23 protein-coding genes are annotated in these 26483 nt (G+C 65.8%); 9 read left to right on the top strand and 14 right to left on the bottom strand.

The annotated features are described in order from the left end of the window. Nucleotides 1-15 precede the first annotated feature (15 nt). From miaA to gdhA, 5 genes are all read right to left on the bottom strand, one after another. Nucleotides 16-1041 (bottom strand): tRNA (adenosine(37)-N6)-dimethylallyltransferase MiaA, encoded by a 1026-nt coding sequence (miaA, locus tag CLU86_RS12525; protein ID WP_099741828.1) that lies wholly within the window; start codon nucleotides 1039-1041, stop codon nucleotides 16-18. Beyond that, complete coding sequence (locus tag CLU86_RS12520) at nucleotides 1031-2284, bottom strand: multidrug effflux MFS transporter (protein ID WP_099741827.1); 1254 nt, start codon at nucleotides 2282-2284, stop codon at nucleotides 1031-1033. The genes miaA and CLU86_RS12520 overlap by 11 nt, the downstream gene beginning before the upstream one ends. A 68-nt stretch (nucleotides 2285-2352) precedes the next feature. After that, nucleotides 2353-3192: an alpha/beta hydrolase gene (locus tag CLU86_RS12515; protein ID WP_099741826.1), complete on the bottom strand. Its 840-nt coding sequence runs from the start codon at nucleotides 3190-3192 to the stop codon at nucleotides 2353-2355. 316 nt (nucleotides 3193-3508) lie between these two features. Further along, nucleotides 3509-4642: a PilT/PilU family type 4a pilus ATPase gene (locus CLU86_RS12510; protein WP_099741825.1), complete on the bottom strand. Its 1134-nt coding sequence runs from the start codon at nucleotides 4640-4642 to the stop codon at nucleotides 3509-3511. A gap of 170 nt (nucleotides 4643-4812) precedes the next feature. Continuing rightward, the gene (gene gdhA, locus CLU86_RS12505; protein ID WP_099743545.1) at nucleotides 4813-6156 is read right to left on the bottom strand and encodes an NADP-specific glutamate dehydrogenase; all 1344 of its coding nucleotides are present in this window, start codon (nucleotides 6154-6156) and stop codon (nucleotides 4813-4815) included. A gap of 267 nt (nucleotides 6157-6423) precedes the next feature. On the opposite strand from gdhA, the gene CLU86_RS12500 reads away from it, so the two are divergent. Next, the gene (locus CLU86_RS12500) at nucleotides 6424-7635 is read left to right on the top strand and encodes a glycerophosphodiester phosphodiesterase (RefSeq protein ID WP_233194988.1); all 1212 of its coding nucleotides are present in this window, start codon (nucleotides 6424-6426) and stop codon (nucleotides 7633-7635) included. 97 nt (nucleotides 7636-7732) lie between these two features. Here the strand turns inward: CLU86_RS12500 and CLU86_RS12495 are convergent, their stop codons facing one another. Then, nucleotides 7733-8836, bottom strand: coding sequence for a LysR family transcriptional regulator (locus CLU86_RS12495; RefSeq protein ID WP_233194985.1), 1104 nt, complete (start codon nucleotides 8834-8836; stop codon nucleotides 7733-7735). Between CLU86_RS12495 and CLU86_RS12490 the strand changes: the two genes are divergently transcribed. Continuing rightward, entirely contained in the window at nucleotides 8835-10046 is a 1212-nt protein-coding gene (locus CLU86_RS12490) for a M20 aminoacylase family protein (protein ID WP_099741824.1), read from the top strand. The two genes, CLU86_RS12495 and CLU86_RS12490, sit on opposite strands and share 2 nt — an antisense overlap. Before the next feature lie 35 nt (nucleotides 10047-10081). Next, the gene (locus CLU86_RS12485; protein ID WP_099741823.1) at nucleotides 10082-11101 is read left to right on the top strand and encodes a tripartite tricarboxylate transporter substrate binding protein; all 1020 of its coding nucleotides are present in this window, start codon (nucleotides 10082-10084) and stop codon (nucleotides 11099-11101) included. Between the two features lie 42 nt (nucleotides 11102-11143). Here the strand turns inward: CLU86_RS12485 and mutL are convergent, their stop codons facing one another. Next, nucleotides 11144-13201 (bottom strand): DNA mismatch repair endonuclease MutL, encoded by a 2058-nt coding sequence (gene mutL, locus CLU86_RS12480; protein ID WP_099741822.1) that lies wholly within the window; start codon nucleotides 13199-13201, stop codon nucleotides 11144-11146. Between the two features lie 224 nt (nucleotides 13202-13425). On the opposite strand from mutL, the gene CLU86_RS12475 reads away from it, so the two are divergent. Beyond that, nucleotides 13426-14076, top strand: a complete 651-nt coding sequence (locus tag CLU86_RS12475) for a DedA family protein (protein ID WP_099656356.1) — start codon at nucleotides 13426-13428, stop codon at nucleotides 14074-14076. A gap of 70 nt (nucleotides 14077-14146) precedes the next feature. On the opposite strand, the gene CLU86_RS12470 is transcribed toward CLU86_RS12475, so the two are convergent. The 3 genes from CLU86_RS12470 to tsaE form a co-directional block, all read right to left on the bottom strand. Then, nucleotides 14147-14386: a glycine zipper 2TM domain-containing protein gene (locus CLU86_RS12470; RefSeq protein ID WP_099658755.1), complete on the bottom strand. Its 240-nt coding sequence runs from the start codon at nucleotides 14384-14386 to the stop codon at nucleotides 14147-14149. Nucleotides 14387-14572: 186 nt separating this feature from the next. Beyond that, entirely contained in the window at nucleotides 14573-16033 is a 1461-nt protein-coding gene (locus tag CLU86_RS12465; protein ID WP_199175119.1) for an N-acetylmuramoyl-L-alanine amidase, read from the bottom strand. Then, nucleotides 16030-16566 carry a tRNA (adenosine(37)-N6)-threonylcarbamoyltransferase complex ATPase subunit type 1 TsaE gene (gene tsaE, locus CLU86_RS12460; protein WP_099741821.1) on the bottom strand — a complete coding sequence of 179 codons (537 nt, stop codon included), beginning with the start codon at nucleotides 16564-16566 and terminating at the stop codon, nucleotides 16030-16032. The genes CLU86_RS12465 and tsaE overlap by 4 nt, the downstream gene beginning before the upstream one ends. A gap of 12 nt (nucleotides 16567-16578) precedes the next feature. Between tsaE and queG the strand changes: the two genes are divergently transcribed. Next, complete coding sequence (gene queG, locus CLU86_RS12455) at nucleotides 16579-17640, top strand: tRNA epoxyqueuosine(34) reductase QueG (RefSeq protein WP_099741820.1); 1062 nt, start codon at nucleotides 16579-16581, stop codon at nucleotides 17638-17640. 115 nt (nucleotides 17641-17755) lie between these two features. Here the strand turns inward: queG and CLU86_RS12450 are convergent, their stop codons facing one another. Next, the gene (locus CLU86_RS12450) at nucleotides 17756-18661 is read right to left on the bottom strand and encodes an AEC family transporter (RefSeq protein WP_099741819.1); all 906 of its coding nucleotides are present in this window, start codon (nucleotides 18659-18661) and stop codon (nucleotides 17756-17758) included. Between the two features lie 331 nt (nucleotides 18662-18992). Between CLU86_RS12450 and CLU86_RS12445 the strand changes: the two genes are divergently transcribed. From CLU86_RS12445 to CLU86_RS12435, 3 genes are all read left to right on the top strand, one after another. Beyond that, entirely contained in the window at nucleotides 18993-19955 is a 963-nt protein-coding gene (locus CLU86_RS12445; protein ID WP_099741818.1) for a tripartite tricarboxylate transporter substrate binding protein BugE, read from the top strand. 259 nt (nucleotides 19956-20214) lie between these two features. Continuing rightward, nucleotides 20215-21114, top strand: a complete 900-nt coding sequence (gene xerD, locus CLU86_RS12440) for a site-specific tyrosine recombinase XerD (protein ID WP_099741817.1) — start codon at nucleotides 20215-20217, stop codon at nucleotides 21112-21114. A gap of 63 nt (nucleotides 21115-21177) precedes the next feature. Beyond that, the gene (locus CLU86_RS12435) at nucleotides 21178-22140 is read left to right on the top strand and encodes a tripartite tricarboxylate transporter substrate binding protein (RefSeq protein ID WP_099741816.1); all 963 of its coding nucleotides are present in this window, start codon (nucleotides 21178-21180) and stop codon (nucleotides 22138-22140) included. Nucleotides 22141-22254: 114 nt separating this feature from the next. Here the strand turns inward: CLU86_RS12435 and CLU86_RS12430 are convergent, their stop codons facing one another. From CLU86_RS12430 to CLU86_RS12420, 3 genes are all read right to left on the bottom strand, one after another. Further along, nucleotides 22255-23538 carry an EAL and HDOD domain-containing protein gene (locus CLU86_RS12430; protein WP_099741815.1) on the bottom strand — a complete coding sequence of 428 codons (1284 nt, stop codon included), beginning with the start codon at nucleotides 23536-23538 and terminating at the stop codon, nucleotides 22255-22257. A 124-nt stretch (nucleotides 23539-23662) separates the two neighbouring features. After that, nucleotides 23663-24931, bottom strand: a complete 1269-nt coding sequence (locus CLU86_RS12425; RefSeq protein WP_099741814.1) for an EAL and HDOD domain-containing protein — start codon at nucleotides 24929-24931, stop codon at nucleotides 23663-23665. Nucleotides 24932-25016: 85 nt separating this feature from the next. After that, the gene (locus CLU86_RS12420) at nucleotides 25017-25820 is read right to left on the bottom strand and encodes a ferritin-like domain-containing protein (protein WP_099741813.1); all 804 of its coding nucleotides are present in this window, start codon (nucleotides 25818-25820) and stop codon (nucleotides 25017-25019) included. A gap of 111 nt (nucleotides 25821-25931) precedes the next feature. On the opposite strand from CLU86_RS12420, the gene CLU86_RS12415 reads away from it, so the two are divergent. Further along, nucleotides 25932-26456: a gamma carbonic anhydrase family protein gene (locus CLU86_RS12415; RefSeq protein WP_099741812.1), complete on the top strand. Its 525-nt coding sequence runs from the start codon at nucleotides 25932-25934 to the stop codon at nucleotides 26454-26456. The last annotated feature ends 27 nt before the right edge of the window (nucleotides 26457-26483 follow it).

Here is a 26483-nt window from a genome sequence, read left to right as displayed (position 1 = left end):
GTTGGGGCTTTGCGCTCAGGCGCTGGCTTCTTTGAATGCGGCGGCTGGCTTGTCTGCCTGGTCCAGCCGCTGCAGCACGGCCTGCACCAGCGAGGCCACGGCGGTGGGGTGGTCGCAGGCGATGGCGTGGCGCTCGGGCATGCTGCGCAGCCAGGTCACCTGGCGCTTGGCCAGCTGGCGCGTGGCAACGATGCCGCGCTCGCGAAAGTGGGCGATGTTCAGCGGCGCATCGGGCCCTTTGCGGGCCTGGTAGTCCAGCTCGTCCCACGCTTGCCGGTAGCCCACGCAGCGCATCGATGGCAGGTCGGCATGCAGGTCGCCGCGTGCGCGCAGGCCGCGCACCTCGTCCATAAAGCCTGCGGCCAGCATGGCGTCAAACCGCTGGGCAATGCGCTCGTGCAGCCAGGCGCGGTGGTCGGGTTCTAAAGAAAAAAGGGCTGTAGCGCTTGCTGCGCTTGCGCTGGCAGCTCCTTTTTTTGTAGTGTGAAAGCTCGACAGCGGCTGGCCGGACACATGCCACACCTCCAGCGCACGCTGGATGCGCTGGCTGTCGCCCGGCGCCAGGCGGGCGGCGGTGGTGGGGTCTACCTTGGCCAGCTCAGCGTGCATGCCGGGCCAGCCAATGGCCTGGGCCTGGGCTTCGAGCTGGGCGCGCACCTCGGGGTCGGCGGCGGGCATGTCGTCAATGCCGTCGATCAGCGCCTTGAAGTACAGCATGGTGCCGCCCACCAGCAGGGGCAGGGCACCGCGTGCGCGGATCTCGGCGATGAGGCGGGTGGCGTCTTGCACAAACTCGGCGGCGCTGTAAGCCTGCAACGGGTCGCGGATGTCGATGAGGTGGTGGGGCACGGCGGCGCGCTCTGCCGCCGTGGGCTTGGCGGTGCCAATGTCCATGCCCCGGTAGACCAGGGCCGAGTCCACGCTGATGATCTCGACCGGCATGCGCCGCCCCAGCACCGCTGCCAGGGCCAGCGCCCCAGCGGTTTTGCCCGAGGCGGTGGGGCCTGCCAGCGCAATGTTAGGCAGGTGTTCAGGCAGCATGTCGCGGTTCTCCAAATTTTTGTACCAAAGTCCAGGACGTGGCGCCTAGCACCACCGACCAAAACAGCACGCCGTAGATCAGCGGCCAGATGGTGCCGTTGAGGTGGGCGCCAATCCAGCCGCCCGTGGCAAAGGCGGCCAGCATCATCACAAAACCATTGAGGGCCGAGGCCACGCCCGCCGCCTGCGGAAACGGCCCGACCGAGCCCGTTTGCCCGCAGGGCTGGTGGATGCCGTGGCCCAGCATGAACAGGTAAAACGGCGCCAGCAGCGCCACTGGCTGGTGCCAGCCCGCCAGTGCCACCAGCGCCATGCCGCAGCCCCCCAGCAGGCTCATGCCCCCGGCCACCGCCACGGTGCGGCGCAGCCCCAGGCGCGCGAGCAGATAGCGGCACAAGAAGGTGCCCACAAAATACGCCGCGCTGGTGGACAGCAGCATCCAGCCATATTCGGTGCGCGTGAGCTGCAGCACCTCGATGAACACAAACGACGATGCGGCCAAAAAGGTGAACAGCCCGCCATAGGTGGCGCTGGTGAGCAGCGAAAACGCCCAGAACGTGGGGTGCCCCAGCACCTGCCGCCAGGTGCGCAGCAGGGTGGCAGGCTGCAGTGCCTGCGGGTTTTTGTGCTGCACGGTTTCGGGCATGCGCAGGGCCACCAGGGCCAGCGTGCCCACCGCGTAGGCCGTGAGGGCTAGCAGCGCGGCGCGCCAGCCCAGCCACTGCGCCAGCATGCCGCCCAGGGGAGCGCACAGGCAGGCCACCACGCCCAGCCCCGTCAGGGCTTTGGACATGGCGCGTGCCCCGGTCAGCGGCGTGTACAGGTCGCGCACGATGGCGCGGGCGCACATCACCACCGCGCCCATGGCAGCGCCTTGCAGCACGCGCCACACGATCAGCATGCCCATGCTGGGCGCCAGGGCACTGGCCACCGAGGCGGCGGTGTAAATGCCCAGGCCTGCCAGCAGCACCGGGCGGCGGCCAAAGCGGTCAGACAGTGGGCCCCACACCAGTTGCGAGCAGCCAAAGGCCAGCAGCAGCGCGCTGAGCGTGAGCTGGCCTGCGGCCACGGTGGCCCCCAGGTCGCGGGTGAGGGCGGGCAGCGCGGGCAGGTACAGGTCGGTGGTGACGGGCTGGATGCTCAGCAGCAGGGCCAGCACCAGAATGGCCAGGCCGGGGGTGGGCGAAGGCGGCGTGGCAGGCGTGAGCGGCGCAGCGCCTGCGGTGGCAGAAGGGGCAGACATAACCGGCTGAGGGTACCAGATGGGGAGGCTGGAGAGCCCCTCTGCGGACGGGTGGATGCCCGCTGGATTCAGGGGGCTTTGATCTGAAACAGCGAGGCCAGCGCCTGCCGGTATTGCCCCTGGCCCACGGCGTTGGTGTTGTGGTGCGAGCCGCCTTCCACCAGGATGAACTGCTTGGGCTCCTGGGCGGCTTCAAACAGCTTGCGGCCCAAGGCGGGCTGGATGAGGGTGTCCTCGCTACCGTGCACCACCAGCAGGGGCGACCCAATGTCTGCCACCTTGCGCACCGATTCAAAGCGCTGGGTGATGAGGGGCGACACCGGCAGCCAGCCCCAGCGGAAGGTGCTCACCACATCGGCGATGCTGGTGAAGGTGCCCTCCACCAGGGTGCCCCGTTCGTCGTCCACACTGCGGGCCAGCTCGATGGCGATGGCGCCGCCCAGCGAGTGGCCGAAGATGTAGCGGGGCGCATCGGGGTGCTGCTGCGCCAGCCACTGCCAAGCGGCGCGGGCGTCTTCGGCGGCGGTCACCTCGGAGGGCAGGCCCGCGCTGCTTTTGCCAAAGCCCCGGTAGTCAATCGCCAGCACCGAAAAGCCCAGCTCGTGCATGCGCCTTATGCGGCCAGACGAGCCCGCCACGTTCCAGCGTGCGCCGTGCAGGTACAGCAGCACGGGCGCGCCGGCGCGCGGCTGCGGCATCCACAGGCTGTGCAGGCGCTCGGCCCGGCCAGTGGTGGTTGACTGGAATTCGATCCACACGTCCTGCATGTCTTCGGTGGACTGGGCACCGCCCCAGCTGCGGTCGCTGGGCTGGAAGATCCATTCGCGCTGCTTGGCGTCCAGCGTGGCGCAACCGGCGGTGATGGCCACGGCGGCGGCCAGGGCGATGAAGAGGGGCGTGCGTCTCATGAAAGCGACTGAGTCGGCCCAGGGGCAGAAAGTTCTGGTGCTTTGACGCTCATGGGTAGGTATCCATCCACAGCCACCCGTTCACGCTGAGCTTGTCGAAGTGCTGCGCGGGGCGTGGGCAAACTCAGCCGTGTAGGTCGGGTTAGCGCAGCGTAACCCGACGTTGCCTCAGTGCAACCCGACGTTAGCGCTGCGTGCCCTGTGGGCGTCGGGTTACGCCCTTGCGGGCTAACCCGACCTACGCGGTTTGGGGGGGCGCCCCGGCTTCGACAGGCTCAGCCCGAACGGGTATTGCGGGATCACACCTGCAGACGCATCAAAAATGCTGCGAAGCCCGGTGCTGGGGCGATGTGGGCTCAATGGTCAAATCCCCGGCGTCTGAGGTGTTGACCCCTGCCGCCAGGCGCACGCGCAGCGCCAGGTCGGTGCGCGAGTCGGCGTTGTGCAGGGCCTCATCCAGCGCAATGCGGCCTTCGGTGTAGAGCTTGTACAGCGCCTGGTCAAAGGTGCACATGCCGATTTCGGTGCTGTGGCCCATGGCCTCCTTGATGCCCGAAAACTCGCCCTTGCCAATCAGGTCGGCAATGTAGGGCGAGGTGAGCATGACCTCGACCGCAGGCACCAGCTTTTCATGCAGGCCGGGGATGAGCCGCTGCGACACCACGCCCGCCAGGTTCAGGCTCAGGTCCATCAGCAGTTGGTGGTGCGCGTCTTCCGGGAAGAAGTTGATCACCCGCTCCATGGCCTGGTTGGCGTTGTTGGCGTGCAGGGTCGACAGGCACAGGTGCCCCGTCTCGGCATAGGCAATGGCCTGCTTCATGGTGTTGCGGTCGCGGATCTCGCCGATCATGATCACGTCGGGCGCCTCGCGCAGCGCGTTTTTCAGCGCTTCTTCGTACGACTGGGTGTCGATGCCAACCTCGCGCTGGTCGACCACCGAGAGCTTGTGCGAGTGCAAAAACTCCAGCGGGTCCTCGATGGTGAGGATGTGGCCCGTGGTGTTCTCGTTGCGGAAGTTGAGCATGGACGCCAGCGTGGTGGACTTGCCCGAGCCCGTGGCGCCCGTCACCAGCACCAGCCCGCGCTTGAGCATGACCAGCTTCTCCAGCACCGGGGGCAGGCCCAGGGCGGCCAGCGGCGGGATTTTGTTCTTGATGTAGCGCACCACCATGCCGGTCTCGCCGCGCTGCACAAACACATTCACCCGAAAGCGCCCCAGGTTCTCGGCCGAGATGGACAGGTTCATCTCCTGCTTGGCCTCGAACTCGCTGATCTGGCGCTCGTTCATGATCGAGTACGCCAGCTGCTTGACCTGGCCCGGCAACAGCGCAGGCATCTTGAGCGGGTGGGTGATGCCCTCGATCTTCACGTTGACGGGCGCGCCCACGCTGAAGAACAGGTCCGAGCCACCTTTTTCGACCATGAGGTTCAGGAAGTTGAAAATTTCCATGCGCTGTGTTCCTTCACGGGTTGCACCGCCGGGGCCACGAAGGTGTTCTTGGCCTCAGGCGGGAGACTGTCGGCCAGCATACTGGCATTGGAGTGGTCGGCCAAATGAAAAAGGGGGCTTGGAACAGGTTCCTGTAGCCCCCTTGCTTGGCGGCCCTGAGGGCCTGTGCGTTACACCACGCCCTGGGCCAGCATGGCGTCGGCCACTTTCACAAAGCCCGCCACGTTGGCGCCGTCGATGTAGCTCACGCTGCCATCGGCGCGCTGGCCGTAGCGCAGGCAGGCGGTGTGAATGCCCTGCATAATTTGCAGCAGGCGTGCGTCCACTTCTTCGCGCGGCCACGACAGGCGGGCCGAGTTCTGGCTCATCTCCAGGCCCGAGGTGGCCACGCCGCCTGCGTTGCTGGCCTTGCCGGGCGCATACAGCACGCCTGCGGCTTCAAAGGCCTTGGCCGCTTCGATGGTCGAGGGCATGTTGGCGCCTTCGGCCACGCACAGCACGCCGTTTTGGATGAGCAGCTTGGCGTCGTTGGCGTCCAACTCATTTTGGGTGGCGCAGGGCAGGGCCACATCCACCTTCACATGCCAGGGGCGCACACCCGCTTCAAACTTCACACCCGTGCGCTGGGCGTAGTCGCTCACGCGGCCATAGTGGTGGTTTTTCACGTCCATCAAGATGGCCAGCTTCTCGGCGGTAAAGCCGTCTTCGTCCACGATGGTGCCGCTCGAATCCGACACCGTGATCACCTTGGCGCCCAGCTCCATGGCTTTTTCCACCGCGTATTGCGCCACATTGCCCGAGCCAGAGACCGACACGCGCAGCCCATCAAACGAGCGGCCACGTGTCTTGAGCATTTCTTGCGCAAAGTACACCGTGCCGTAGCCAGTGGCCTCGGGGCGGATCAGTGAGCCGCCAAACGACAGGCCCTTGCCCGTGAACACGCTGGCCGCGTTGTTGGCCAGCTTTTTGTACATGCCTGCCATGAAGCCCACCTCGCGGCCGCCCACGCCGATGTCGCCTGCGGGCACATCGGTGTCGGGGCCCACATGGCGGTACAGCTCGGTCACAAAGGCCTGGCAAAACCGCATCACCTCGCCCGCGCTCTTGCCCTTGGGGTCAAAGTCGCTGCCGCCCTTGCCGCCGCCCATGGGCAGGGTGGTCAGTGCGTTCTTGAAGGTCTGCTCAAACGCCAAAAACTTCAGCACCGACAGGTTCACCGAGGGGTGAAAACGCAGCCCGCCCTTGTAGGGGCCAATCGCCATGCTGTGCTGGATGCGGTAGCCCCGGTTGACCTGCACGCTGCCGTGGTCGTCCACCCACGACACGCGAAACATCACCGTGCGCTCGGGCTCTACCAGGCGCTCCAGCAGGCCGTGCTCAGCGTAGCGGGGGGTCTTCTGGATGAAAGGCCACAGGCTTTCCATCACCTCTGTGACAGCTTGCAGAAACTCGGGCTGACCCGGATTGCGAAGAGAGACCTGGGAGAGGAAGCTGTCCACGGATTCGTATTTCATGTCGGAAAAGGCTTTCTGCATCAAAACAACAGGCAAGGCGCTGCGCACCAAATTATGTCAAACCGTCATAAGGTAATGCACAAACTTGGTGATTCGATAGGCAGATTGCATTGTTTTGGTGCTTTTGCCTTCTGTTTTTGCTCTGTTTTGGTGCTTTGATGCTGTGGGTATGTCTGGCACATGACACGGCTGGCACACCGTCATGGCGCTGTCACAAGGCGGGCCCACAGTGCGCCGCTGGGATCACATACAACGAGGAGAACCGCAATGCACACCTACATCGATCGCATTTCCAAAGACATTGCCCGGGGCATTCCCCATGGCATTCGGCCCGCTGCGCTGGCCCTGGCCGCCGCGCTGGCCCTGGCGGCCTGCGGCGGCAACGACAGCCCCAGCTACCCCACGCTCAACGGCGAGACCCCTTTGGTGATTGGCCACCGGGGCACGGCCGGTTACCGGCCTGACCACACGCTGGAGGGCTACAAGCTCGCCATCGACATGGGTGCCGACTTCATCGAACCCGACCTGGTCGCCACCAAGGACGGCGTGCTGGTCGCCCGCCATGAGCCCAACATCACGGGCACCACCGATGTCTCCACCCGCGCTGAATTTGCCAGCCGCAAGACCAAGAAGGTGGTCGATGGCGTGGAAGAAGAAGGCTGGTTTGTTTCGGACTTCACCCTGGCCGAAATCAAGACCCTGCGCGCCGTGCAGCCCCTGTCGGACCGCGATCAGTCGTACAACGGCAAATTCTCGATTCCGACCCTGGAAGAAGTGCTGGACCTGGCCAAGACCGAAGGCGCCAAAGCGGGCCGCACCGTGGGCGTGTACCCTGAGACCAAGCACCCCACCTTCCACGCCAAGCTGGGCCTGCCGCTGGAAGACCGCCTGCTCACCATCCTGGCCAAATACGGCTACACCACCAAGGCTTCGCCAGTGATCGTGCAGTCGTTTGAGGTGTCCAACCTCAAGTACCTGCGCACCAAGACGCAAATCCGCCTGGTGCAATTGGTCGATGCTGACGATGTGAACCCCAATGGCACCATGTCGCTGGTGGCCCCGTACGACAAGCCCTACGACTTTGCGGTGGCCGGTGATGCCCGCACCTTCGCCAGCCTGCTCACCCCCGCAGGCCTCAAGGAAGTCAAGACCTACGCTGACGGCATTGGCCCCTGGAAGCCTTACCTGATCCCCTCCAAGCAAGTGGACGCCAACAACGATGGCAAGGCCGACGACCTGAATGGCGACGGCAAGATCGACGAGCGCGACCGCGTGATGATGCCCGCCACCTCGGTGGTGAAGGATGCCCACGCGGCCGGCCTGTTTGTGCACGCCTACACCTTCCGCAACGAAGCCAAGCGCCTGGCCTCGGACTTCAAGGGCGACCCCAAGGCCGAGTACAAGCTGTTCTTCAACCTGGGTGTGGACGGAGTGTTCAGCGACTTTGCCGACACGGCCAAGGCTGCGCGGGACAACTGATACCGGGCACCGGATGAGCGCGTGCCGCAGCGCGGCACGCAGCACCAACGGCCATGCAAGCCCACCGCCTGCATGGCCGTTGTCTTTGAGTAGGTTCTTAATCCAGCACGTCGATCGAGCGGAACACCCGCTGCAACTGCGGGTCGGCCGTGTGCTGGCAGGCGTGCACCTGTTGCAGCAGGTGCGCCACAAACCGCTGCGCTGCAAAGGGCAGGGGGCCGTGGCCGCGCTGTAGCACCCCGGCGGTGTGGGGCTCAAAGGGTTCCTGCAGCCGCAGCGGCGCGATGCGGCCGTGGGGGCCTTCGGTCTCTATCAGCGGCCAGGGGCAAAACGACACCATGTCGCTGTGCGCCACCAGGTGCAGCAGCAGCGATGCCGAGTGCACCAGGTGGATGCGCCGGGTGGGCACCGCGATGCCGTGCCGCAAAAACAGCTTTTCGAAAATGGCGCTTTCTTCGCTGGGCGTGTAGTTCAGCAGCCAGTCGCAGTCGTGCAACTCGTGCAGCGACCGGGCTTGCACCAACGGGTGCCCGGTGCGCGCCACCACGGCCGCCTCGTAGCGAAACAGCGGCGTGGCATGCAGGTCTTGTGCGGCGCTGCCGGTGGGCACGCGGCCAATCAGCAAGTCGATGCTGCCCTCGCGCAGGCGGGGCAGGGCCACGGCCGACAGGCCCTCGAACAGCTCCAGCCGCACCTGGGGCAGCTCGGCACGGAAGCTGGCCAGCACCGGGGGCAGCAGGCTGTGGGCAATCCAGGGCGTGACGGCCACAGACAGGCGGATGTGGGCCTGCGGGTCGCGCAGCGCGGCCATCTCGGCCTCTGCTTGCTCCAGCTGGCCGGTGACGAGTTGGGCGTGCCGCAGCAGCACCTGCCCCGCAGCCGTGAGCACCATGCCACTGCTGTGGCGCTGGAACAGTGGCAGGCGGTGGGCCTCTTCCAGCTCGCGTAGGCCCTGGGTCACGGCGGCTTGCGTCACGCCCAGGGTGCGCGCTGCGGCCCGCACGCTGCCGCACTCGGCCAGTGCCACCAGGTAGCGGATCTGGTGCAGCTTCATCGACAGGTGAGGGGGCGTGCGCGTGGCGTCCATGCCTGGGATGATGCACTTTCTGTGCCTTGGGTCTGCAGGGGCATGGCGCAGCTTGTCGGGCCAAGCAATGCTGGTCTTCTGCCGCTGCCAGGCGCTGCCTAGACTGCGCCGCATGACCCAAGACCTTTTGCAAACCGCCGTGCTGCCCGGCATCCGCGCGCTGGAGACCGAGATGGTGGCCCTGCGCCACCACATCCACGCCCACCCCGAGCTGGCTTTTGAAGAATTTGCCACCAGCGACCTGGTGGCCGAGCGCCTGACCGCCTGGGGCTACGAGGTGCACCGTGGCCTGGGCGGCACGGGCGTGGTGGGCACGCTGCGTGTGGGCCAGGGCAGCAAGCGCCTGGGCCTGCGGGCCGACATGGACGCGCTGCCCATCCACGAGGCCACGGGCCTGCCCTACGCCAGCCGCCACGCGGGCAAGATGCACGCCTGCGGGCACGATGGGCACACCGCCACGCTGCTGGCCGCAGCGCGCCACCTGGCCCAGACGCGGCCTTTTGATGGCACGCTGCACCTGATCTTCCAGCCCGCCGAGGAGGGCCTGGGCGGGGGGCGCAAGATGGTGGAAGACGGCCTGTTTCAGCTGTTTCCGTGCGATGCCATCTTTGCGCTGCACAACATGCCGGGCTTCCCCGCAGGGCAGTTTGGCTTCATGCCGGGCTCGTTCATGGCGTCGTCTGACACCGTCATCATCAAGGTGCGCGGCAAGGGCGGGCATGGCTCGGCGCCCCATTTGTCGTGGGACCCGGTCGTGGCCTCGGCCCATTTGATTCTGGCGTTGCAAACCGTGGTGTCGCGCAATGTGGACCCGCGCGACATGGCCGTGGTCACCGTGGGCGCCATCCATGCGGGCGATGCGCCCAACGTGATCCCGAACGAGGTGGAACTGCGCCTGTCGGTGCGCGCCTACCGGCCCGAGGTGCGCCAGCAGCTGCGTGAGCGCATCACCGCGCTGGCCCATGCCCAGGCCGCTGCGCTGGGGGCCGAGGCCGAGGTGGAGTACCGCTGGCGCTACCCCGCGCTGGTCAACGACCCCGCCTGCACCGCCATCGCCCGCCAGGTGGTGGTGGACTGGCTGGGGGAGGAGGCCCTCATCCCCAACCTGCAACCCCTGACGGGCAGCGAAGACTTCTCTTTCATGCTCGAAGCCTGCCCGGGCAGCTACCTCATCGTGGGCAACGGCGTGGGCGAGACCCATGGCACGGGCGGCTGCATGGTGCACAACCCGGGCTACGACTTCAACGACCGCATCCTGCCCGTGGCGGCCTCGTACTGGGTGCAGCTCACCGAGCACTTCCTGGCGGCCAACGCGGCGGCCTGACGCTCTTTTCCATCCCCCTTCTGCGAGCCACGACCATGAACGACTTCCTTACCTCTGCCGACGCACTCCACGGCACCCCTTCATCCCGCCGTGACGTGCTGCGCGCGCTGGCTGCCTTGGGCGCCGCCGGGCTGGCCCTGCCGGGGCATGCGCAGGCATACCCCTCCAAGCCCATCAAGCTGGTGGTGGGCTACCCCGCCGGGGGCTCGGTGGATCTGATTGGCCGCGTGCTGGCCGATGCCATGGCCCCGCGCATCAAGGCCACGGCCGTGGTGGACAACCAGGGCGGCGCTGCGGGCGCGATTGCCGCGCAGCGCGTGGCCACCTCCGCGCCTGATGGGTACACGCTGCTGGTCGGCTCCAGCAACGAACTGGTGGGAACGCGCATGGTCAACCCCGCGCAGCGCTACGACGGGCTCAAGGACTTCACCCCTATCGGCATGATGGCCACCGCCCCGGTGGTGCTCACGGCTGCGCCGCACACGGGCATCAAGTCCATCCCGGAGCTGCTGGACCTGCTGCGGCGCAACCCGGGCAAATACAGCTACGGCAGCTCGGGCGTGGGCTCCACGCTGCACTTTGCGGGCGAGCTGTTCAAGCAAAAGGCGGGTGTGTACATGACGCACATTCCCTACCGGGGCGTGGCGCCGCTCACCAGCGACCTGGCCGGTGGCAGCCTGGACTTTGCCGTGCTGTCGCCCAGCTCGGCCATGCCCTTCATCCGCAGCGGCCGCATCACCGCACTGGCCGTGAGCAGCACCCAGCGCCTGGGCAGCCTGCCCCAGGTGCCCGCGATGACGGAGTTTGCGCCCCTCAAGGGCTATGAGCTGGTGGGCTGGTACGCCCTGATGGCCCCCAAGGGCCTGCCCGCCGACGTGGCCGCGCTGCTGGCGAGCCACCTGCAGGCCACGCTGCAAGACCCCGCCGTGCGCAAGAAGCTGGAAGACGCGGGCATGGTGCTGGCCACAGGGCGCGAAGACATCACCCGCTTCATGGCCGAAGAGAGCGGTAAGTACGAGAAGCTGGCGGCCTTTGCGAAGATGCGCGAGTCCTGAGCTGGCTAACTGGTGCGGACAGGACTGCGCCGGTGCGCCGCCTCAGCGCCCGCGCAAAAACAGCCCGTCCAGCTCTTTCATCGACAACTGCCGCCAAGTGGGGCGGCCGTGGTTGCACTGGTCGCTGCGGTCGGTGGTTTCCATTTGCCGCAGCAGGGCGTTCATTTCGTCCAGCGTGAGCTTGCGGTTGGCCCGCACGGCGCCGTGGCAGGCCATGGTGCCCAGGATTTCATTGCGTGCGCGTTGCACCACGGTGGTGGCGTCGTGTGCGGCCAGCTCGGCCAGCACGCTGCGGGCCAGCTCCACGGCATCACCCTGCGCCAGCGTGGTGGGCACGGCGCGCACGGCCAGGGTTTTGGGCGAGAAGGGCACCACCTCCAGCCCCAGCGTGGCCAGCACCTCGGCCGATTCTTCGGCCGTGGCCACTTCCTGCGGCGTGGCGGCAAAGGTGGCGGGGATCAGCAGCGGCTGGCTGGCAATGCGGGCGCCGCTGTCCACCTGGGCCTTGAGGCGTTCGTACACGATGCGTTCGTGCGCGGCGTGCATGTCCACAATCACCATGCCCTGGGCGTTCTCGGCCAGGATGTAGACGCCGTGCAGCTGCGCTACGGCGCGGCCCAGCGGCCAGGCAGATGCGTTGTCGCCGCGCTGCTCGGGCCACGCCATGGTCTCGCTGGGGGTTGCATCGCCCGTGGCGGGGCTCACGGCCCCGCCTGCTGCAGCGGAGGCCGGGGCCATTGAGGCTGCGGCGGTGTCATGGGCCGTGGCCTCGCCGGGCTGCACGGTCGCAGGCTGGGCCGAGGGCGCCCACAGGCCGCCCAGCGCAGCATCTGGTGCCGCTGCTGGAGGGGTTTCGCGCGGCGCCCACAGGGCCTGCAGGTCTTGCACGCGGTGGCCACGTTCTTCAAATTTCATAGCTGCTTGCGCTTGCCAGGCGGGCGCTAGAGGCCTTTTTTGTTCTAAGTCTGCAGTGTGGGCCGCAGGTGCCGCACCTTCGCCAGCGGCTTGCGCGGCGTTGGCCGCTGCCAGGGCCGCAGCGCGGGGCGCGGCCAGTGCGTTTTCGACCGCGTGGCGCACGGCCTGGTGCACCTCGCGGCTGTCCCGAAAGCGCACTTCGATCTTGGTGGGGTGCACGTTCACGTCCACGCGGGCGGGGTCGATCTCGACATACAGCGCGTAGATGGGCTGTTTGTGGCCATGCAGCACGTCCTCGTACGCGGCGCGGGCGGCGTGGGTGAGCACCTTGTCGCGCACAAAGCGGCCGTTGACGTAGCAGTACTGGTGGTCGGGCCGCGAGCGGGCGGCGTCGGGCAGGCCTGCGCGGCCAGTGACGGTGACGGGCCCCACGCGGTGCTGCACGGTGACGGACTGCTGCACAAAGTCTTCGCCCAGCACGTCTGAGAGGCGGCGGGCCAGTGCGTCTTGCGCATCCAGGGGGCTCTGGCCCTCGCCGGGCACAAAGGTGGCGCGCCACTGCTCCACCAGCTTGCCCTCGTGCCAGATGGCAAAGCCCACATCGGGCCGTGCCAGCGCGTGGCGGCGCACCGATTCAATGCAGTGCGCCAGCTCGGTGGCGTCGGTCTTCAAGAACTTGCGGCGGGCGGGGGTGGAGAAGAACAGCTCTTTGACCTCGATGGTCGTGCCCTGGCTGCGGGCGGCTGGGCGCAGCTCCCCGCTGCGGGCGTCCAGCAAAAAGGCGCTGGCCTGCGTGGGCGGGCGCGAGAGCAGGGCCATCTCCGATACCGAGCTGATGGCCGCCAGCGCCTCGCCCCGAAAACCCATGGTGGCCACGGTTTCCAGGTCGTGCAGGTTGGTGATCTTGCTGGTGGCATGGCGGCGCAGCGCCACGGGCAGTTCTTCGGGCGGAATGCCCAGGCCGTCGTCCTCGACCGATATCAACCGCACCCCACCGGCCAGCAGCCGCACGGTGATCTGTGTGGCCCCGGCGTCCAGGGCGTTGTCCACCAGCTCGCGCACCACCGAGGCGGGGCGCTCCACCACCTCACCAGCCGCAATCTGGCTGATGAGTTCGTCGGGCAGGTCACGGATGGGACGGCGCGAGGCCAGGGGGGCGTCGGTGGTGGAGTCGGTTGGGTTCACCGGACGGATTTTAGGCGTCGCTCTGGTGGGGATTTGGTTACAGGGCGATAGCGATAATGCGCCCTGCTTTTTATTGAGCAGATTCTTAGAACTTGAAATATCCGTTCGGGTTGAGCTTGTCGAAACCTTGCGCAGCGCTTCGATTGCTCTCAGTGAACAGTTCATTGGGATGCATGCTGAACCCAAAGCCCCCTCAACCCGCTCAAAGCCCTCAAGGCCAGCCCATGGAAATAGTGACCTTTCTGATCGACTTCATCCTGCACGTGGACAAGCACCTGGAGGCCTTTGTGCAGACCTACGGCATGTGGGTGTATGCGCTGCTGTTCCTCATTGTGTTTGTGGAAACGGGCGTGGTGGTGATGCCGTTTTTGCCGGGCGATTCGCTGCTGTTCATCGTGGGCGCACTGTGCGGCGCTGGGATGATGAGCTTTCCGCTGGCGTGCGCCGTGCTGGTGGCCGCCGCCATTTTGGGCGACCAGTGCAACTACTCCATCGGGCGTTACTTTGGCCCCAAGGTGTTCCAGTGGGAAGACTCGCGCTGGTTCAACCGCAAGGCGTTTGACCAGGCCCACGCGTTTTACGAACGCTATGGCGGCATCACCATCGTGATCGCTCGCTTCATGCCCTTCATCCGCACGTTTGCCCCGTTTGTGGCGGGCGTGGCCGAGATGGGCCGTGCCAAGTTCACGGCCTTCAACGTGGGCGGCGCGCTGCTGTGGGTGCTGGGCATTGCCACGGCGGGCTACTTCTTCGGCAACTTTGCCTGGGTGAAGGAGAACCTGGACAAGATCATCTGGGCGATGATTTTTGTGCCTGGACTGATTGCTATCTTTGGTGCCTGGCGCGCGGGTCGCACATCCAAGGCAACGGCCTGATTGATTTTGCTATCAATTAAATAGCTGCTAGCGCTTGCTAATCAAGCGCTAGCAGCTATTTTTTTTGGGATCAGCGGCGTCTTTGGCGCTGGTCCTTGTCTTCCCCAATCTCATGGCCCACCAGGGCGCCCGCTGCGGCCCCGCCAATGGTGCCCAGAGGGCCGCCCAGCAGCACATGGCCTGCCACGCCGCCTGCCGCAGCCCCTACACCGGTGCCGATTTGTGCATTGGTGGGGTTGGAGGCGCAGCCGCCCAGGGCCAGGGCGGCGGTGAGGGCGGTCAGCCCGATCCAGTGACGAGATTGCAGCATGGTGTGCTCCTTTGGCATGGGGTTAGGTGAGAACCTTTTTCTTGAGCCACTGCGGTGCAGCAGCCCATGCCTAGACTGTGGCGCAGGCGCGGCGTTTGCCGCGTCGGCCAACGGAATGGGAGCTTGTAGGAAGACAGGCCTGAAGCGCGACAGGCTCCTCAGGCTGTGCCCTCAGGCCAGGGAGCGTTACACCGACCGGCTGCGCGCCAGCGGCGGGTTCTTGGCGAAGTAGCGGGTGATGCCGCGCATGAGCGCGTCCGCCAGCTCCTGCTGGTAGGTGCTGCTGCGCAGGCGGGCCTCTTCTTCGGGGTTGCTGATGAAGGCGGTCTCCACCAGCACGCTGGGAATGTCGGGGGCCTTGAGCACGGCAAACCCGGCTTGCTCCACGCGGGGCTTGTGCAGCTTGCCGATGTTGCCAATCTCGCCCAGCAGCACGGTGCCGAGCTTGAGGCTGTCGTTGATCTGCGCGGTGGTGCTCATGTCCAGCAGGGCGCGTTGCACATGCTGGTCTTTGCTTTGCACGTTCAGCCCGCCCACCAGGTCGGCCTGGTTTTCTTTGTTGGCGAGCCAGCGGGCGGCGGTGCTTGATGCCCCGCTTTGGCTCAGCGCAAACACGCTGGCGCCGCGTGCGGCCGGGGTGGTGAAGGCGTCGGCGTGGATGCTGACGAACAGGTCGGCCTGCACGCGCCGGGCTTTTTCCACCCGCGTGCCCAGGGGCACGAAGAAGTCGCCGTCGCGGGTGAGGAATGCGCGCATGGGGTTGCCGCCCACGGTAGTGGCGTTGATGCGGTCGCGCAGCAGGTGGGCCACGCGCAGCACCACGTCTTTTTCACGCGTGCCTGCGGGGCCGATGGCGCCGGGGTCTTCACCGCCGTGGCCGGGGTCCAGCGCCACGATGATGATGCGGTCGGTCTGCGTGGCCGTGGCGCGCCCGCCAGCGCGGTTGGTCGCCACGGACGGCGGGGCTGCGACTGTGGTGGTTGCAGGCTCGGCCGCAGAGGGAGCTGCGCTGGGGCCAGGGCGGTTGCTGCGCTGTGCGATCAGGTCGCCCAGCGGGTCGGCGGGCTCTGCCGCCTTGGCAGGCGCTGGCGCAGGTGCGGCGGCGGTCTTGTCGCCGCCGTGGGCTGGGGTGCCCGCGTCGCGCAGCCGCTCGGCAATCAGCGCTTCCAGTGGGTCCACGGGCTCTGCGGGATACAGGTCAAACACAAGGCGGTGCTGGTAGGCCGCAATGGGCGGCAGGGTGAAGACCTGGGGCTGCGCGGCTTGCTTCAAATCGACCACCAGGCGCACCACGCCAGGGGCGTTCTGGCCCACGCGGATGCCCGCGATGTTCGGGTCGTCGGGCTTGACCTTGGCCACCAGCTCGCGCAGTTCGGGGCTCAGGTCAATGCCTTCAATGTCCACCGCCAGGCGCGGCGGCGTGGTCACAAAGAACTGCTTGGCCACCAGCTTGGTGTCCGATTCGATGGTGACGCGCGAATACTCGGGCGCGGGCCACACGCGCACCGCCACGATGGTGGCGCCGCGCGCAATCTGCTGGGTGCCCAGCAGCAGCACCAGGCTGCCTGCCTGCAGCAGGTGGCGGCGGTTGGGGGTATAGGCGTTGTCCGTCTTGGTGGGGTGGTCCATGCTTGCGTCGGCAGTCATGCGCTCGGTCCTTGGCTCCATCCTTGGGTCAGCCCTTGCACCAGGCTGCGCCCGGTGGCGGTGCCTGCGTGCAGGGTGACTTTCCTTTCGGTCTCGTCCATTGCTTCAATGGTGATAGCAAGGTCTGCAGTCGGGGTCAGCGCTGCAGCCTTTTCGGGCCATTCTGCCAGCTTGAGGCCCGGGCTGGCAAAGATGTCTCTGAACCCCGCGTCTTCCCACTCGCGCGGGTCGTCAAAGCGGTAGAAGTCAAAGTGCCAGATGGCCAGCTGCGCTGTCTCGTGGGGTTCCACCACGGCGTAGGTGGGGCTTTTGATGCGGCCTTGCACGCCCAGGGCGCGCAGCAGGTGGCGCACCAGCGTGGTCTTGCCTGCGCCCAGGTCGCCGTGCAGGGTGACGAATGCATGGGCCAGCGCAGGCTGCGCGGCCAGCTGCTGAGCCCAGGCGGCGGTGTCTTCTTCGCTGCGCCAAACGAATGTGGCTGGGCCAGGGCTGGGGCTTTCTACAATCTGGCCGGTATGTGGTGCAACAGTCAACTCGTTCCTCAAATGCAGGAGTGGGCCCGCGAGCTGGGATTTTCCCAAATCGGCGTGGCGGGGGTGGATTTGTCCGCGTCAGAGCCTGGGTTGATGCAATGGCTGGCGCAAGGGTTCCATGGTGACATGCATTACATGGCCGCACATGGCTTAAAGCGTGCGAGGCCCGCAGAGCTGGTGCCCGGCACCGTGAGCGTGATCACCGCGCGCATGGACTACCTGCCCCAGGGGCGCGACCACAACCCGGCCGTGGCCCAGGCGGGCGGCTGGCAAGCGATGGAGTTGCAGCGCCTGCAGCAGCCCGGTGAGGGCATTGTCTCGATGTACGCCAGGGGGCGCGATTATCACAAGGTATTGCGTGCGCGGCTGCAAAAGCTGAGTGACCGCATTGCCGAGGCCGTGGGCCCGTTCGGCCACCGCGTGTTCACCGACTCAGCCCCCGTGCTGGAGGCCGAGCTGGCCGCCCGCAGCGGCCAGGGCTGGCGCGGCAAGCACACGCTGGTGCTCAACCGCGAGGCGGGCTCGACCTTCTTCCTGGGCGAAATCTATGTGGACATGGCGCTGCCCGCCACCGAGCCCGTCAGCGCCCACTGCGGCAGTTGCAGCGCCTGCATCGATGCCTGCCCCACGCAGGCCATCGTGGCGCCGCACCGGGTGGATGCGCGGCGCTGCATTTCGTACCTGACCATTGAACACGCGGGGCCCATCCCGCTGGAGTTTCGCCCGCTCATGGGCAACCGCATTTATGGCTGCGACGACTGCCAGCTGGTGTGCCCGTGGAACAAGTTCGCCCAGGTCAGCCGCCTGCCAGACTTTGATGAGCGCAAGGGCCTGGCGGGGCAGCAACTGGTGCATCTGTTTGCGTGGGACGAGCCCACTTTTTTGCGCATGACCGAAGGCGGCCCCATTCGCCGCATTGGCCACGAGCGCTGGCTGCGCAACGTGGCCGTGGCCCTGGGCAATGCCCTGCGCCAGACCGGGGCGGCCGACCTGCGCGCCGCCCTGGCGCTGCGCGCGCAAGACCCCAGCGCGCTGGTGCGCGAGCATGTGGCCTGGGCGCTGGCGCAGGCGTGACGCCAAATTTTTTAAGTGTTTTATGCCTCTAGCACTTATCTAATAAGCGCTAGCAGCCATCAAATAAGTAGCGTTTTGCGCTGGGGCTGCCGATGGGCCCCGCGCCGCTGCGGGTTCAGCGCAAAAAGCCCAGCGCAAACGGCAGGCTCACCACCCCCAGCACGGTCGATAGCGTCACTAGCCCTGCCACATACGGCCCGTTGTAGCCCATGCGGGCGGCCAGGACATAGCAGGTGGACGCTGTGGGCAGGGCCGAGAAGGCCAGCAGCACCGTGGTCTGCACGGCGTTGAGGCCAAACAGCAGCGCCAGGCCCCAGGCGATCAGCGGCTGCAGCCAATGACGGATGGCCAGCACCGAGGCCGTCAGCATCTTGCCCCGGCTGAGCAGGCCAAACTGCATGCCTGCACCCGCCGCCATCAAGCCCAGCGCCAGCGACGCTGCGCTGATGCGGCTCACCGTGGGCTCCAGCCAGCCCGGAATGCGAAACCCCAGCAAATTGGCCACCAGCCCCGAGGCGGTGGCAAGGATGAGCGGGTTGCGCAGCAGCTCACGCACAAAGCCGTGCCCTCCATGGCGTGCCATGGGCCACACGGCGGCCACGTTGAACAGCGGCACGCACACGCCAATGAGCACCGCAATCATGAGCAAGCCCTGTGTGCCCGCCAGCCGCTCGGCAAGCGCCAGGCCAATAAAGGAGTTGAAGCGAAACGCAACCTGCGCGCTGGCCGCGTGGTCGCGCCGGTCGATGAAACGGCCCAGCCCGGGCCAGTAGGGCAGCGAATACGCCAGCGCAATGCCCGCCACGCCAGACAGCAGCCCCGCCGCGATCAGGCTGGAGGCCGCGCCCACATCGATGGGGCTTTTGACGATGGACTGGAACAGCAGCACCGGAAACAGCAGGTAGTACACCAGGCTTTCCACCGGCTGCCAGATGGAGCGATTGAGGGCGGTGTACCGGCACAGCAGGTAGCCAAATAGGATGAGCGAAAAGTCGGGGATCAGGAGCTGGGCGTAGTTCACGTTTCGAGAATAACTGAAGCAGGGGCGGCTCAAAAGGGCCCTGCCGGGGCGGCGGCGTGGTCTGCTTCGGGGTGCGCCGGAGGCGGTGTGTATTCCCCTAGGGACCCTCTGCACAAATCACCGCGCCGTGTGCATCTGCGGCCTCGGGCGGTCTGCTGCGTTGCAAATACTCGCAATAGCTACGGCTATTGCTGCGTTTTGCGCCTTGCAGCCCATCCCGATCCGCAGCGCACACTTGGCCAGCTCGATTCGTGCAGAGGATCCCTAGCGGTGTGGGGATTGATTGCGCATAACATCGCGGGTGTTTGAAACCCTGACAAAGGAGCACTCAATGAACCGTCGCCACTGGATGGCCCTGGCGCTGGCCACGGCCGCAGGATCCGCTGCAGCACAAGGCTACCCCAACAAGATCATCAAGCTGCAGGTGCCGTTTGCGCCCGGCGGCACCACCGACATCATTGCCCGCGTGATTGCCGACCCGCTGGGTAAAGCCCTGGGCCAGAGCGTGATTGTGGAAAACAAGGCCGGCGGCGGCGGCATCGTGGGCGCCAACGAAACGGCCAAGTCGGCCCCCGATGGCTACACCCTGGGCATTGCCACCGTGTCGACCACGGCCGCTAACCCGGCCATCAACCCCAAGACGCCCTACAACCCGCTGACTGACTTCACGCCCATCGTGAACATTGCGGCCACGCCCAACATCATTGCGGTGCACCCCAGCTTTCCGGCCAAGGACTACAAGGGTTTCATCGCGGAGCTGAAGAAATCGGCGGGCAAGTACTCGTACTCTTCGTCGGGCACCGGGGGCATTGGCCACCTGCAGATGGAGTTGTACAAGAGCCTGACGGGCGTCTTCGTGACTCACATCCCCTACCGGGGCGCGGGCCCGGCCCTGAACGACACGGTGGCTGGCCAGGTGCCGATGATTTTTGACAACCTGCCGTCGGCGCTGCCCTTCATCAAGGAAAACCGCCTGGTGCCCATCGTGGTGGCGGCGCCCCAGCGCGTAGCGGCTTTGCCCAATGTGCCCACCTTCAAGGAAGTGGGGCTGGAGCCCGTGAACCGCATGGCCTACTACGGCATCTTGGGCCCCAAGGGTTTGCCCAAGGAGGTGGTGGACAAGGTGAATGCTGCGGTGCGCAAGGCGCTGGAAGACCCCGCCGTGCGAAAGCGCATCGAAGACACCGGCTCTATCGTGGTGGGCAACACGCCCGAGCAGTTTGCCGAGCAGATCAAGGCCGAGTACAGCGTGTACAAGGACGTGGTGGCCAAGCAGAAGCTGACGCTCGACTGATCGGCCTGATGGGTCCTCTTCTGCAAAGCCGCGCTGGCCCTGCCTGCGCGGCTTTTTTCATGGGAGAGGGATGTCCTGTATAACTCCCTGCGGACGGTGACAGTACGGCTTCGTGCGGTCCACTGCGTTGCTTTTCTTGCCAATAGCACGGCTATTGGCTGCAAAAAGACGCCTTGTGGCCCATCCCGACCCGCACTATCACCGCCTCGCGAGGGTTATGCAGGACATCCCTTGCCGCTTCGCGTGCTATCGTTTTCAGATGCTTGAAGACAGCCTGAGTGCCATCGATACCTTTGTGGATGCCCTGTGGCTGGAGGACGGCCTCTCGCGCAACACCCTGGCGGCCTACCGCCGCGACCTGACGCTGTATGCCCAATGGCTGGCGCAGCAGCAGCCCCCGCTGGCGCTGGACGCCACCGAAGAGGCGCACCTGAACGGCTACTTTGCCGCGCGCCACGACCAGACGCGGGCCACCTCGGCCAACCGGCGGCTCACCGTGCTGCGCCGGTACTTTCACTGGGCGCTGCGCGAGCGGCGCATCACTGAAGACCCTACCTTGCGTCTGCAGGCCGCTCGCCAGCCCCTGCGGGTGCCCAAGACTTTGTCGCAAGCGCATGTGGAGGCGTTGCTGAACGCCCCCGACCTGGGCAACCCCCTGGGCGTGCGCGACCGCACCATGCTCGAGCTGATGTACGCCAGCGGCCTGCGCGTGACGGAGCTGGTCACGCTCAAGACCTTTCAATTGGGGCTGAACGAAGGTGTGCTGCGCGTGATGGGCAAGGGCAGCAAAGAGCGGCTGGTGCCCTTTGGCGATGAAGCCCGCAGCTGGCTGCAGCGCTACCTGCAGGAGGCGCGCGGCGCCATCCTGGGCGGGCAGCAGACCGAGGACCTGTTTGTGACCCAGCGCGGCGAGGGTATGACCCGCGTGATGTTCTGGGTGATTGTCAAAAAGTGGGCGCAGGTGGCGGGCATCACTGTGCCGCTGTCGCCGCACACGCTGCGCCACGCGTTTGCCACCCACTTGCTCAACCACGGCGCCGACTTGCGGGTGGTGCAGTTGCTGCTGGGGCATGCCGATATCTCGACCACCACCATCTACACCCATGTGGCGCGTGAACGGCTCAAGGCGCTGCATGCACAGCACCATCCACGCGGTTGAGCGAGCGGCGCTGCCTGCGGTGTTTCTCGTTTTTTACTTCCTTTATTTCTCTTTTCTCCGACCATGAAAAAACTGTTGACGGGCCTTTTTCTTCTGGGTGCCTGCACCTGGGCTGCGGCCCAGGCCTGGCCCACCGCCAAACCCATTCGCATCGTGGTGGCCTACCCCGCAGGGGGCGTGAGCGACAACGTGGCGCGTGCCTTGGCCGACAAACTGGCGGCGCAACTGGGCACGCCTGTGGTGATCGAAAACAAGGCCGGTGCCAGCGGCAGCCTGGGCATGGACGCGGTGGCCAAGGCCGCGCCAGACGGCTACACGCTGGGCTTTGCGGCCGTGAGCCCGCTGGCGCTGAACCCGCACCTGGGCAAGTCGCCGTTTGATCCGCAAAAGGACATCGCCCCGGTGGTGAGCGTGATGTATTCGCCTGTGCTGCTGCTGGGCACCTCTGCCAGCAAGGCGGCTGATTTCAATGCCCTGGTGGCCGCAGCGCGGGCGCAGCCGGGCAGTGTGCGCTGGGCTACTTCGGGCCAGGCGTCCCTTGGGCACATCATGCTGGAGCAGATCCAGTCCGTGGCCAAGGTGCAGATCACGCACATCCCCTACAAGGGCGGCGGCCAGCAGATGAACGATGCGCTGGGCGGGCAGTTTGAAGTGCTCTCCACCAACGCGGGCCCGGCGGTGCTGCAACACATCAAGGCTGGCAAGCTCAAGCCGCTGGCAGTGGGCGCGCCTGCACGGCTGGATTCGCTGCCCGATGTGCCCACCCTGGCGGAGCTGAAGCACCCGGCGGCCAACCTGTCCTCGCTGTTTGGCATTTTTGCCCCGGCGCAGACACCTGCTGCCGTGGTGGCGCGCCTGAATGCAGAGGTGAACAAGGCCCTGGCCCAGGCGGACCTGCGCGCCAAGCTGGACGCGACCGACAACGTGCCCACCGGTGGCACCACCGCCGACTTTGCCCGCCAGATTGCGCAGGAGTCAGAGAACAACGCCCGCATCATCCGCGCGGCGCGCATCCAGGGGGACTGAGCCGGGTCGATGCACTGAGCGCGCTGGGTGCATTGGGTGTACTGGGCGCAGATGCAAAAAGGGCTCCACCATGGGAGCCCTTTTTGATGGGGTCATTGGTATGCCGATGACCGCTCAGTCCATGCTCAGGCTTTCGGCCCAGGTCAGGGCTTGCAAGTGGGCCCAGTTCACCTGGCGGTTGGACAGGTGCAGCTCGTCGGCCATCTTGGCAAACATGGAGTCGTCGCCGCTTTCGCAGGCCTTGGTCAGTGCCAGGAACGGTGCAAACACGCCGGTGCCGTGCAGCAGCGCGTCGGTCACGGACTGGGGCAGGGCCACCGATTCCAGGGCTTTCTCCATCGTGACGTTGAGCATCGAGTCCAGCAGCGAGAAAACACCCACCACGAAGGCGTTGTCGCACTCTTCGGCGGGCAGCATTTCGGCGGCCAGCAGCTCCATCAGGCGCCCGCGCACCACGGCGGTCTGACCCACGGCGGGTGGGGCTCCATCGCGTGACGTGGTCATGAGCAGCGCCGCCCAGCGGAACAGCTTTTTCAGGCCCAGGATCATCACGGCGTGGCGGAAGGAGGTCACCTCGCACGACAAGCCAAAGCCCGACGAATTGATGAAGCGCAGCAGGTTGAAGGACAGCGTGGGGTCCTTCTTGAGCAGGTCTTCGATCTCGCTCGTGTCGGCCTGTTTGCGCACCAGGTTGATGAGCTGGATGATGGTGGCTTGCGAGGGGCGCAGCGTGGTGGCCTTGACCAGCGAGGGCTGGGCAAACCAGAAACCCTGGAACAGCTTCACACCCAGGTCGGACATGAGCTTGAACTGCTCGGCGGTTTCGACCTTTTCTGCAATCAGGGTGGCCTTGGAGAACTGGCTGGCAAACTTCACCAGCGGCCCAGCCAGCTCGGGCTTGAACGCCAGCATGTCCAGCTTGATGAACGAGGCCAGGGGCATCCAGCTGGCGTAGGGCTTGCGCAAGGCGTTTTGGTTCAGCGCCAGCCGGAAACCTCGCTCGCGCAGCGCTTGCAAGGCGGGCACGCGCTGATCGATCTGCTCTTGGGTGGCTGTGTCGGGCAGGGGAGGCACTTCCAGCACCACCTTCTCGGGGTGGATCAGTTCCAGGTGGCCGCCAGCCAGGCTCTCGTGCGTGCAGTTGATGAAGACGGTCTTCTTGCCCACCAGCGCTTCGGTGCCCGCATAAGACAGGGCGTTGAACAGCAGGGCGGCATCGCTGGCCGCCGTGTGGGCGTCTGCGGCGGTAGAGCGGTCAAACAGCTCGTAGCCATACACCGCGCGGTGGTGGTCTACGATCGGCTGGCGGGCAATGATTGCCGTGTTGCTGGCTGCAACGTCTTCTTGTGGGGCTGCGGTCTCGACGTCGGGGGTGTCTTGGTCTGGGGTACTCGACATGGTGCGGCTAAAGAATGGGTTGAGCGAAGCGCTTCACAAGATTCTAGGGCCTGCCGGGCCGGTCCATGCGCCTGTGGCCGTGCCAGGTGGCGCAGGGCACACACCCGTGCGCAGGGCGCGTCCCTCAGTCGGCCATCTGATCGGCCCAGGCCAGTGCCTGCAGGTGGGCCAGGTTGATTTGCTGGCTGGTGAGGTGCAGGGTGCCCGCCGCCTTGTGGAACACCGCGTCGTCGCTGGATTCACAGGCTTCGGCCAGGGTCAGCAGATCGCCCAGCACGCCCTCGCGGCGCAACAGGGCTGCGGCCACGGCATCGGGCACTGTCAGCAGGCCCAGGGCCGATTCCATGGGGATGGAGAGCATCACATCCAGCAGCGAGAAGATGCCCACAACGAAGGCCTGATCGGCTTCTTCCGCAGGCATGCTCTCCAGGGCCAGCAATTCCATCAAGCGGCCGCGCACCACGGCCGTTTGGCCTACCGACGAGGGCGCCCCGCCCGTGCGTGCGGCAGTGAGCAGCAGCGCCGCCCAGCGGAACAGTTTTTTGAGCCCCAGCAGCATGACGGCCTGGCGAAAGGAGGTGATCTCGCGGTTCAGCCCAAAGCCTGCGGAGTTGATCAGGCGCATCAGGTTGAAGGCTAGGCCTGCGTCTTTCTTCAGCACCTCTTCGATGTCGTCGGTGCTGGCCTGTTTGCGCACCAGGTTGATGAGTTGCACGATGCTGGTCTGCGCGGGGGACAGCAGCTTGGTCTCGACCAGCGAGGGGCGCGCAAACCAGTAGCCCTGGAACAGCTGCACGCCCTGGCTGGAGACCATGTCGTACTGCTGCGCGGTCTCCACTTTCTCCGCAATCAGCTCGGCCTGGGTGTGGCGGGCCGCGTAACGGATGAGCACCGTCAGCTGGTCCGCTGCCAGCACCGACAGGTCCAGCTTGATGTAGTCCGCCAGGGGCAACCAGGCCGCGTAGGCCGATTCGAGCACGGTGTGGTTGAACGCGAGATGGAAACCGCGTGCGCGCAGGCCCATCAGGATGGGCAGGCGGGTCTCCACTTCCTGTGCCGCCGCATGGCCCAGGGGGGGGATTTCCAGCACGACCTTGTCAGGGTCCAGCAATTCCAGGTGGCCGCCCGAGAGGCTCTCGTGCGTGCAGTTCACAAAAATCAGCTTCTTGCCCACCAGTTCTTCAGTGCCTGCGTGCGACAGCGCTGTGAACACCAGGGTGACGTCTGTGGCCGCCGTGTGCCCAATGCCCGTGCGTGATCGGTTGAACAGCTCATAGCCAATGACCGCTTGCTGCGCATTGACGATGGCCTGGCGAGCAATCATGGCCACAGCGGATTGCCCCGGTGTGGCGCTTGCAGGGTAGGCTGCTGCAGGGGCTGGTGTGTTGGACATGGTGAGTTACTCACGGGTGGACGGTTCATGAAAGGCATCTGGCAGGGCCATCGATTGTAGGTAACGCGCAATTCCGACAGGCTTTTCAGCCTTGCTGTAGCCACTGCAACTCTGCCTCGGTAAAGCCTGCCTGGCGGCGGGCCGCGTTGTTGAACGGGGGCTTGAGCCGGGGGGCTTCGTACTTTTTGACCAGTTCGGCGTAGTGCGTCTCGGGGTTGATCCCCTGGCGCTCGCACAGCCAGCGGTACCAGTGGTTGCCTATGGCGACATGCCCGACCTCGTCGCGCAAGATGGTGTTCAAAATCTCGACCGCTGCGAGGGCGTCGGGCGTGCCCACTTGCCGCAGTTTGTTCTGGATCTGTGGGGTGGCGTCCAGGCCCCGCGCTTCCATGGTGCGGGGCACCAGCGCCATGCGCGCCACGATGTCGTGCTGGGTTTTCTCGCACATGGTCCACAGGCCCTGGTGCGCGGGAAAGTCGCCATAGTCATGCCCCTGGGCCCGCAGGTGGTCGCGCAGCAGGCCAAAGTGCATGGCTTCTTCTGCCGCCACTTGCACCCAGTTCCGGTAATAGTCAGCGGGCATGGCGTCAAAGCGCCATACGGCGTCCAGCGCCAAGTTGATGGCGTTGAACTCAATGTGCGCAATGGCGTGGATCAGGATGGCGCGGCCCTGCGCCGTAGCGGGTGAGCGCCGGGCCACTTCGGTGTGGCGCATCAGCGCGGGGCGGGCCGGGTGGCCGGGCAGGCTGGCCGGGTCCACGGTATTGGTGGGGAATGTGTCCGCTATCGAATATGTAGCTAGTTGCGCTTGTAGATCAAGCGCTGCGGCCGCTTTTTGGTCTGGGTCTGTCAGGCATAAAACCTGCAGTGCACGTTGGCGAAGCTCCATCCTTACAATTCTAGGCCCTGCCACCTACCGCACTGCTCACGCTTTGTAAACAATTGGCAGCCATTTGTTTCTTGATGGGTTTCTTTCTTTACCTCAACCGGAGTGTGTGGCATGGCTTTGTATGAACTGGATGGTGTGGTCCCCCAGGTGCCCGCATCGGCCTGGGTGGCCGACAGCGCCCAGGTGATGGGGCGGGTGGCGTTGGGTGAAGACGCCAGCGTGTGGTTTGGTGCGGTGGTGCGGGGCGACACCGACAGCATCACCATCGGTGCGGGTACCAACATCCAGGATGCCAGCGTGCTGCATGCCGACTTTGGCAAACCCCTGGTGGTGGGGGCGCGCGTGACGGTGGGCCACCAGGTCATGCTGCACGGCTGCACGATTGGGGACGAATCGCTGATCGGCATTGGCGCTGTGGTGCTCAACGGCGCCAAGATCGGCAAGAACTGCCTGGTGGGCGCCGGGGCCCTGGTGACCGAGGGCAAAGAGTTTCCCGATGGCTCCATGATCATCGGCAGCCCGGCCAAGGCGGTGCGCGAGCTGACGCCCGAGCAGATCGAGGGCCTTCGCCAAAGTGCGCTGCACTACATCGAGAACGCCCGCCGCTTCAAGGCGGGCTTGCGCCGCATCGACTGACGCGCGGCAGCCCCGCTGGTTGTGCGT

The organism is Acidovorax sp. 62 (assembly GCF_002754495.1).
Classification (GTDB): domain Bacteria; phylum Pseudomonadota; class Gammaproteobacteria; order Burkholderiales; family Burkholderiaceae_C; genus Acidovorax.
Note: the sequence above shows the minus strand (reverse complement) of the source record. Positions and strands in the feature narration are given on the sequence as shown.

Coding starts and splice junctions, on each gene's coding strand:
- miaA (WP_099741828.1), bottom strand. CDS start 1,041: ATGCTGCCTGAACACCTGCCTAACATTGCGCTGGCAGGCCCCACCGCC.
- CLU86_RS12520 (WP_099741827.1), bottom strand. CDS start 2,284: ATGTCTGCCCCTTCTGCCACCGCAGGCGCTGCGCCGCTCACGCCTGCC.
- CLU86_RS12515 (WP_099741826.1), bottom strand. CDS start 3,192: ATGAGACGCACGCCCCTCTTCATCGCCCTGGCCGCCGCCGTGGCCATC.
- CLU86_RS12510 (WP_099741825.1), bottom strand. CDS start 4,642: ATGGAAATTTTCAACTTCCTGAACCTCATGGTCGAAAAAGGTGGCTCG.
- gdhA (WP_099743545.1), bottom strand. CDS start 6,156: ATGAAATACGAATCCGTGGACAGCTTCCTCTCCCAGGTCTCTCTTCGC.
- CLU86_RS12500 (WP_233194988.1), top strand. CDS start 6,424: ATGCACACCTACATCGATCGCATTTCCAAAGACATTGCCCGGGGCATT.
- CLU86_RS12490 (WP_099741824.1), top strand. CDS start 8,835: ATGACCCAAGACCTTTTGCAAACCGCCGTGCTGCCCGGCATCCGCGCG.
- CLU86_RS12495 (WP_233194985.1), bottom strand. CDS start 8,836: ATGCGGCGCAGTCTAGGCAGCGCCTGGCAGCGGCAGAAGACCAGCATT.
- CLU86_RS12485 (WP_099741823.1), top strand. CDS start 10,082: ATGAACGACTTCCTTACCTCTGCCGACGCACTCCACGGCACCCCTTCA.
- CLU86_RS12475 (WP_099656356.1), top strand. CDS start 13,426: ATGGAAATAGTGACCTTTCTGATCGACTTCATCCTGCACGTGGACAAG.
- CLU86_RS12470 (WP_099658755.1), bottom strand. CDS start 14,386: ATGCTGCAATCTCGTCACTGGATCGGGCTGACCGCCCTCACCGCCGCC.
- CLU86_RS12465 (WP_199175119.1), bottom strand. CDS start 16,033: ATGACTGCCGACGCAAGCATGGACCACCCCACCAAGACGGACAACGCC.
- queG (WP_099741820.1), top strand. CDS start 16,579: ATGCAGGAGTGGGCCCGCGAGCTGGGATTTTCCCAAATCGGCGTGGCG.
- CLU86_RS12445 (WP_099741818.1), top strand. CDS start 18,993: ATGAACCGTCGCCACTGGATGGCCCTGGCGCTGGCCACGGCCGCAGGA.
- xerD (WP_099741817.1), top strand. CDS start 20,215: ATGCTTGAAGACAGCCTGAGTGCCATCGATACCTTTGTGGATGCCCTG.
- CLU86_RS12435 (WP_099741816.1), top strand. CDS start 21,178: ATGAAAAAACTGTTGACGGGCCTTTTTCTTCTGGGTGCCTGCACCTGG.
- CLU86_RS12430 (WP_099741815.1), bottom strand. CDS start 23,538: ATGTCGAGTACCCCAGACCAAGACACCCCCGACGTCGAGACCGCAGCC.
- CLU86_RS12425 (WP_099741814.1), bottom strand. CDS start 24,931: ATGTCCAACACACCAGCCCCTGCAGCAGCCTACCCTGCAAGCGCCACA.
- CLU86_RS12420 (WP_099741813.1), bottom strand. CDS start 25,820: ATGGAGCTTCGCCAACGTGCACTGCAGGTTTTATGCCTGACAGACCCA.
- CLU86_RS12415 (WP_099741812.1), top strand. CDS start 25,932: ATGGCTTTGTATGAACTGGATGGTGTGGTCCCCCAGGTGCCCGCATCG.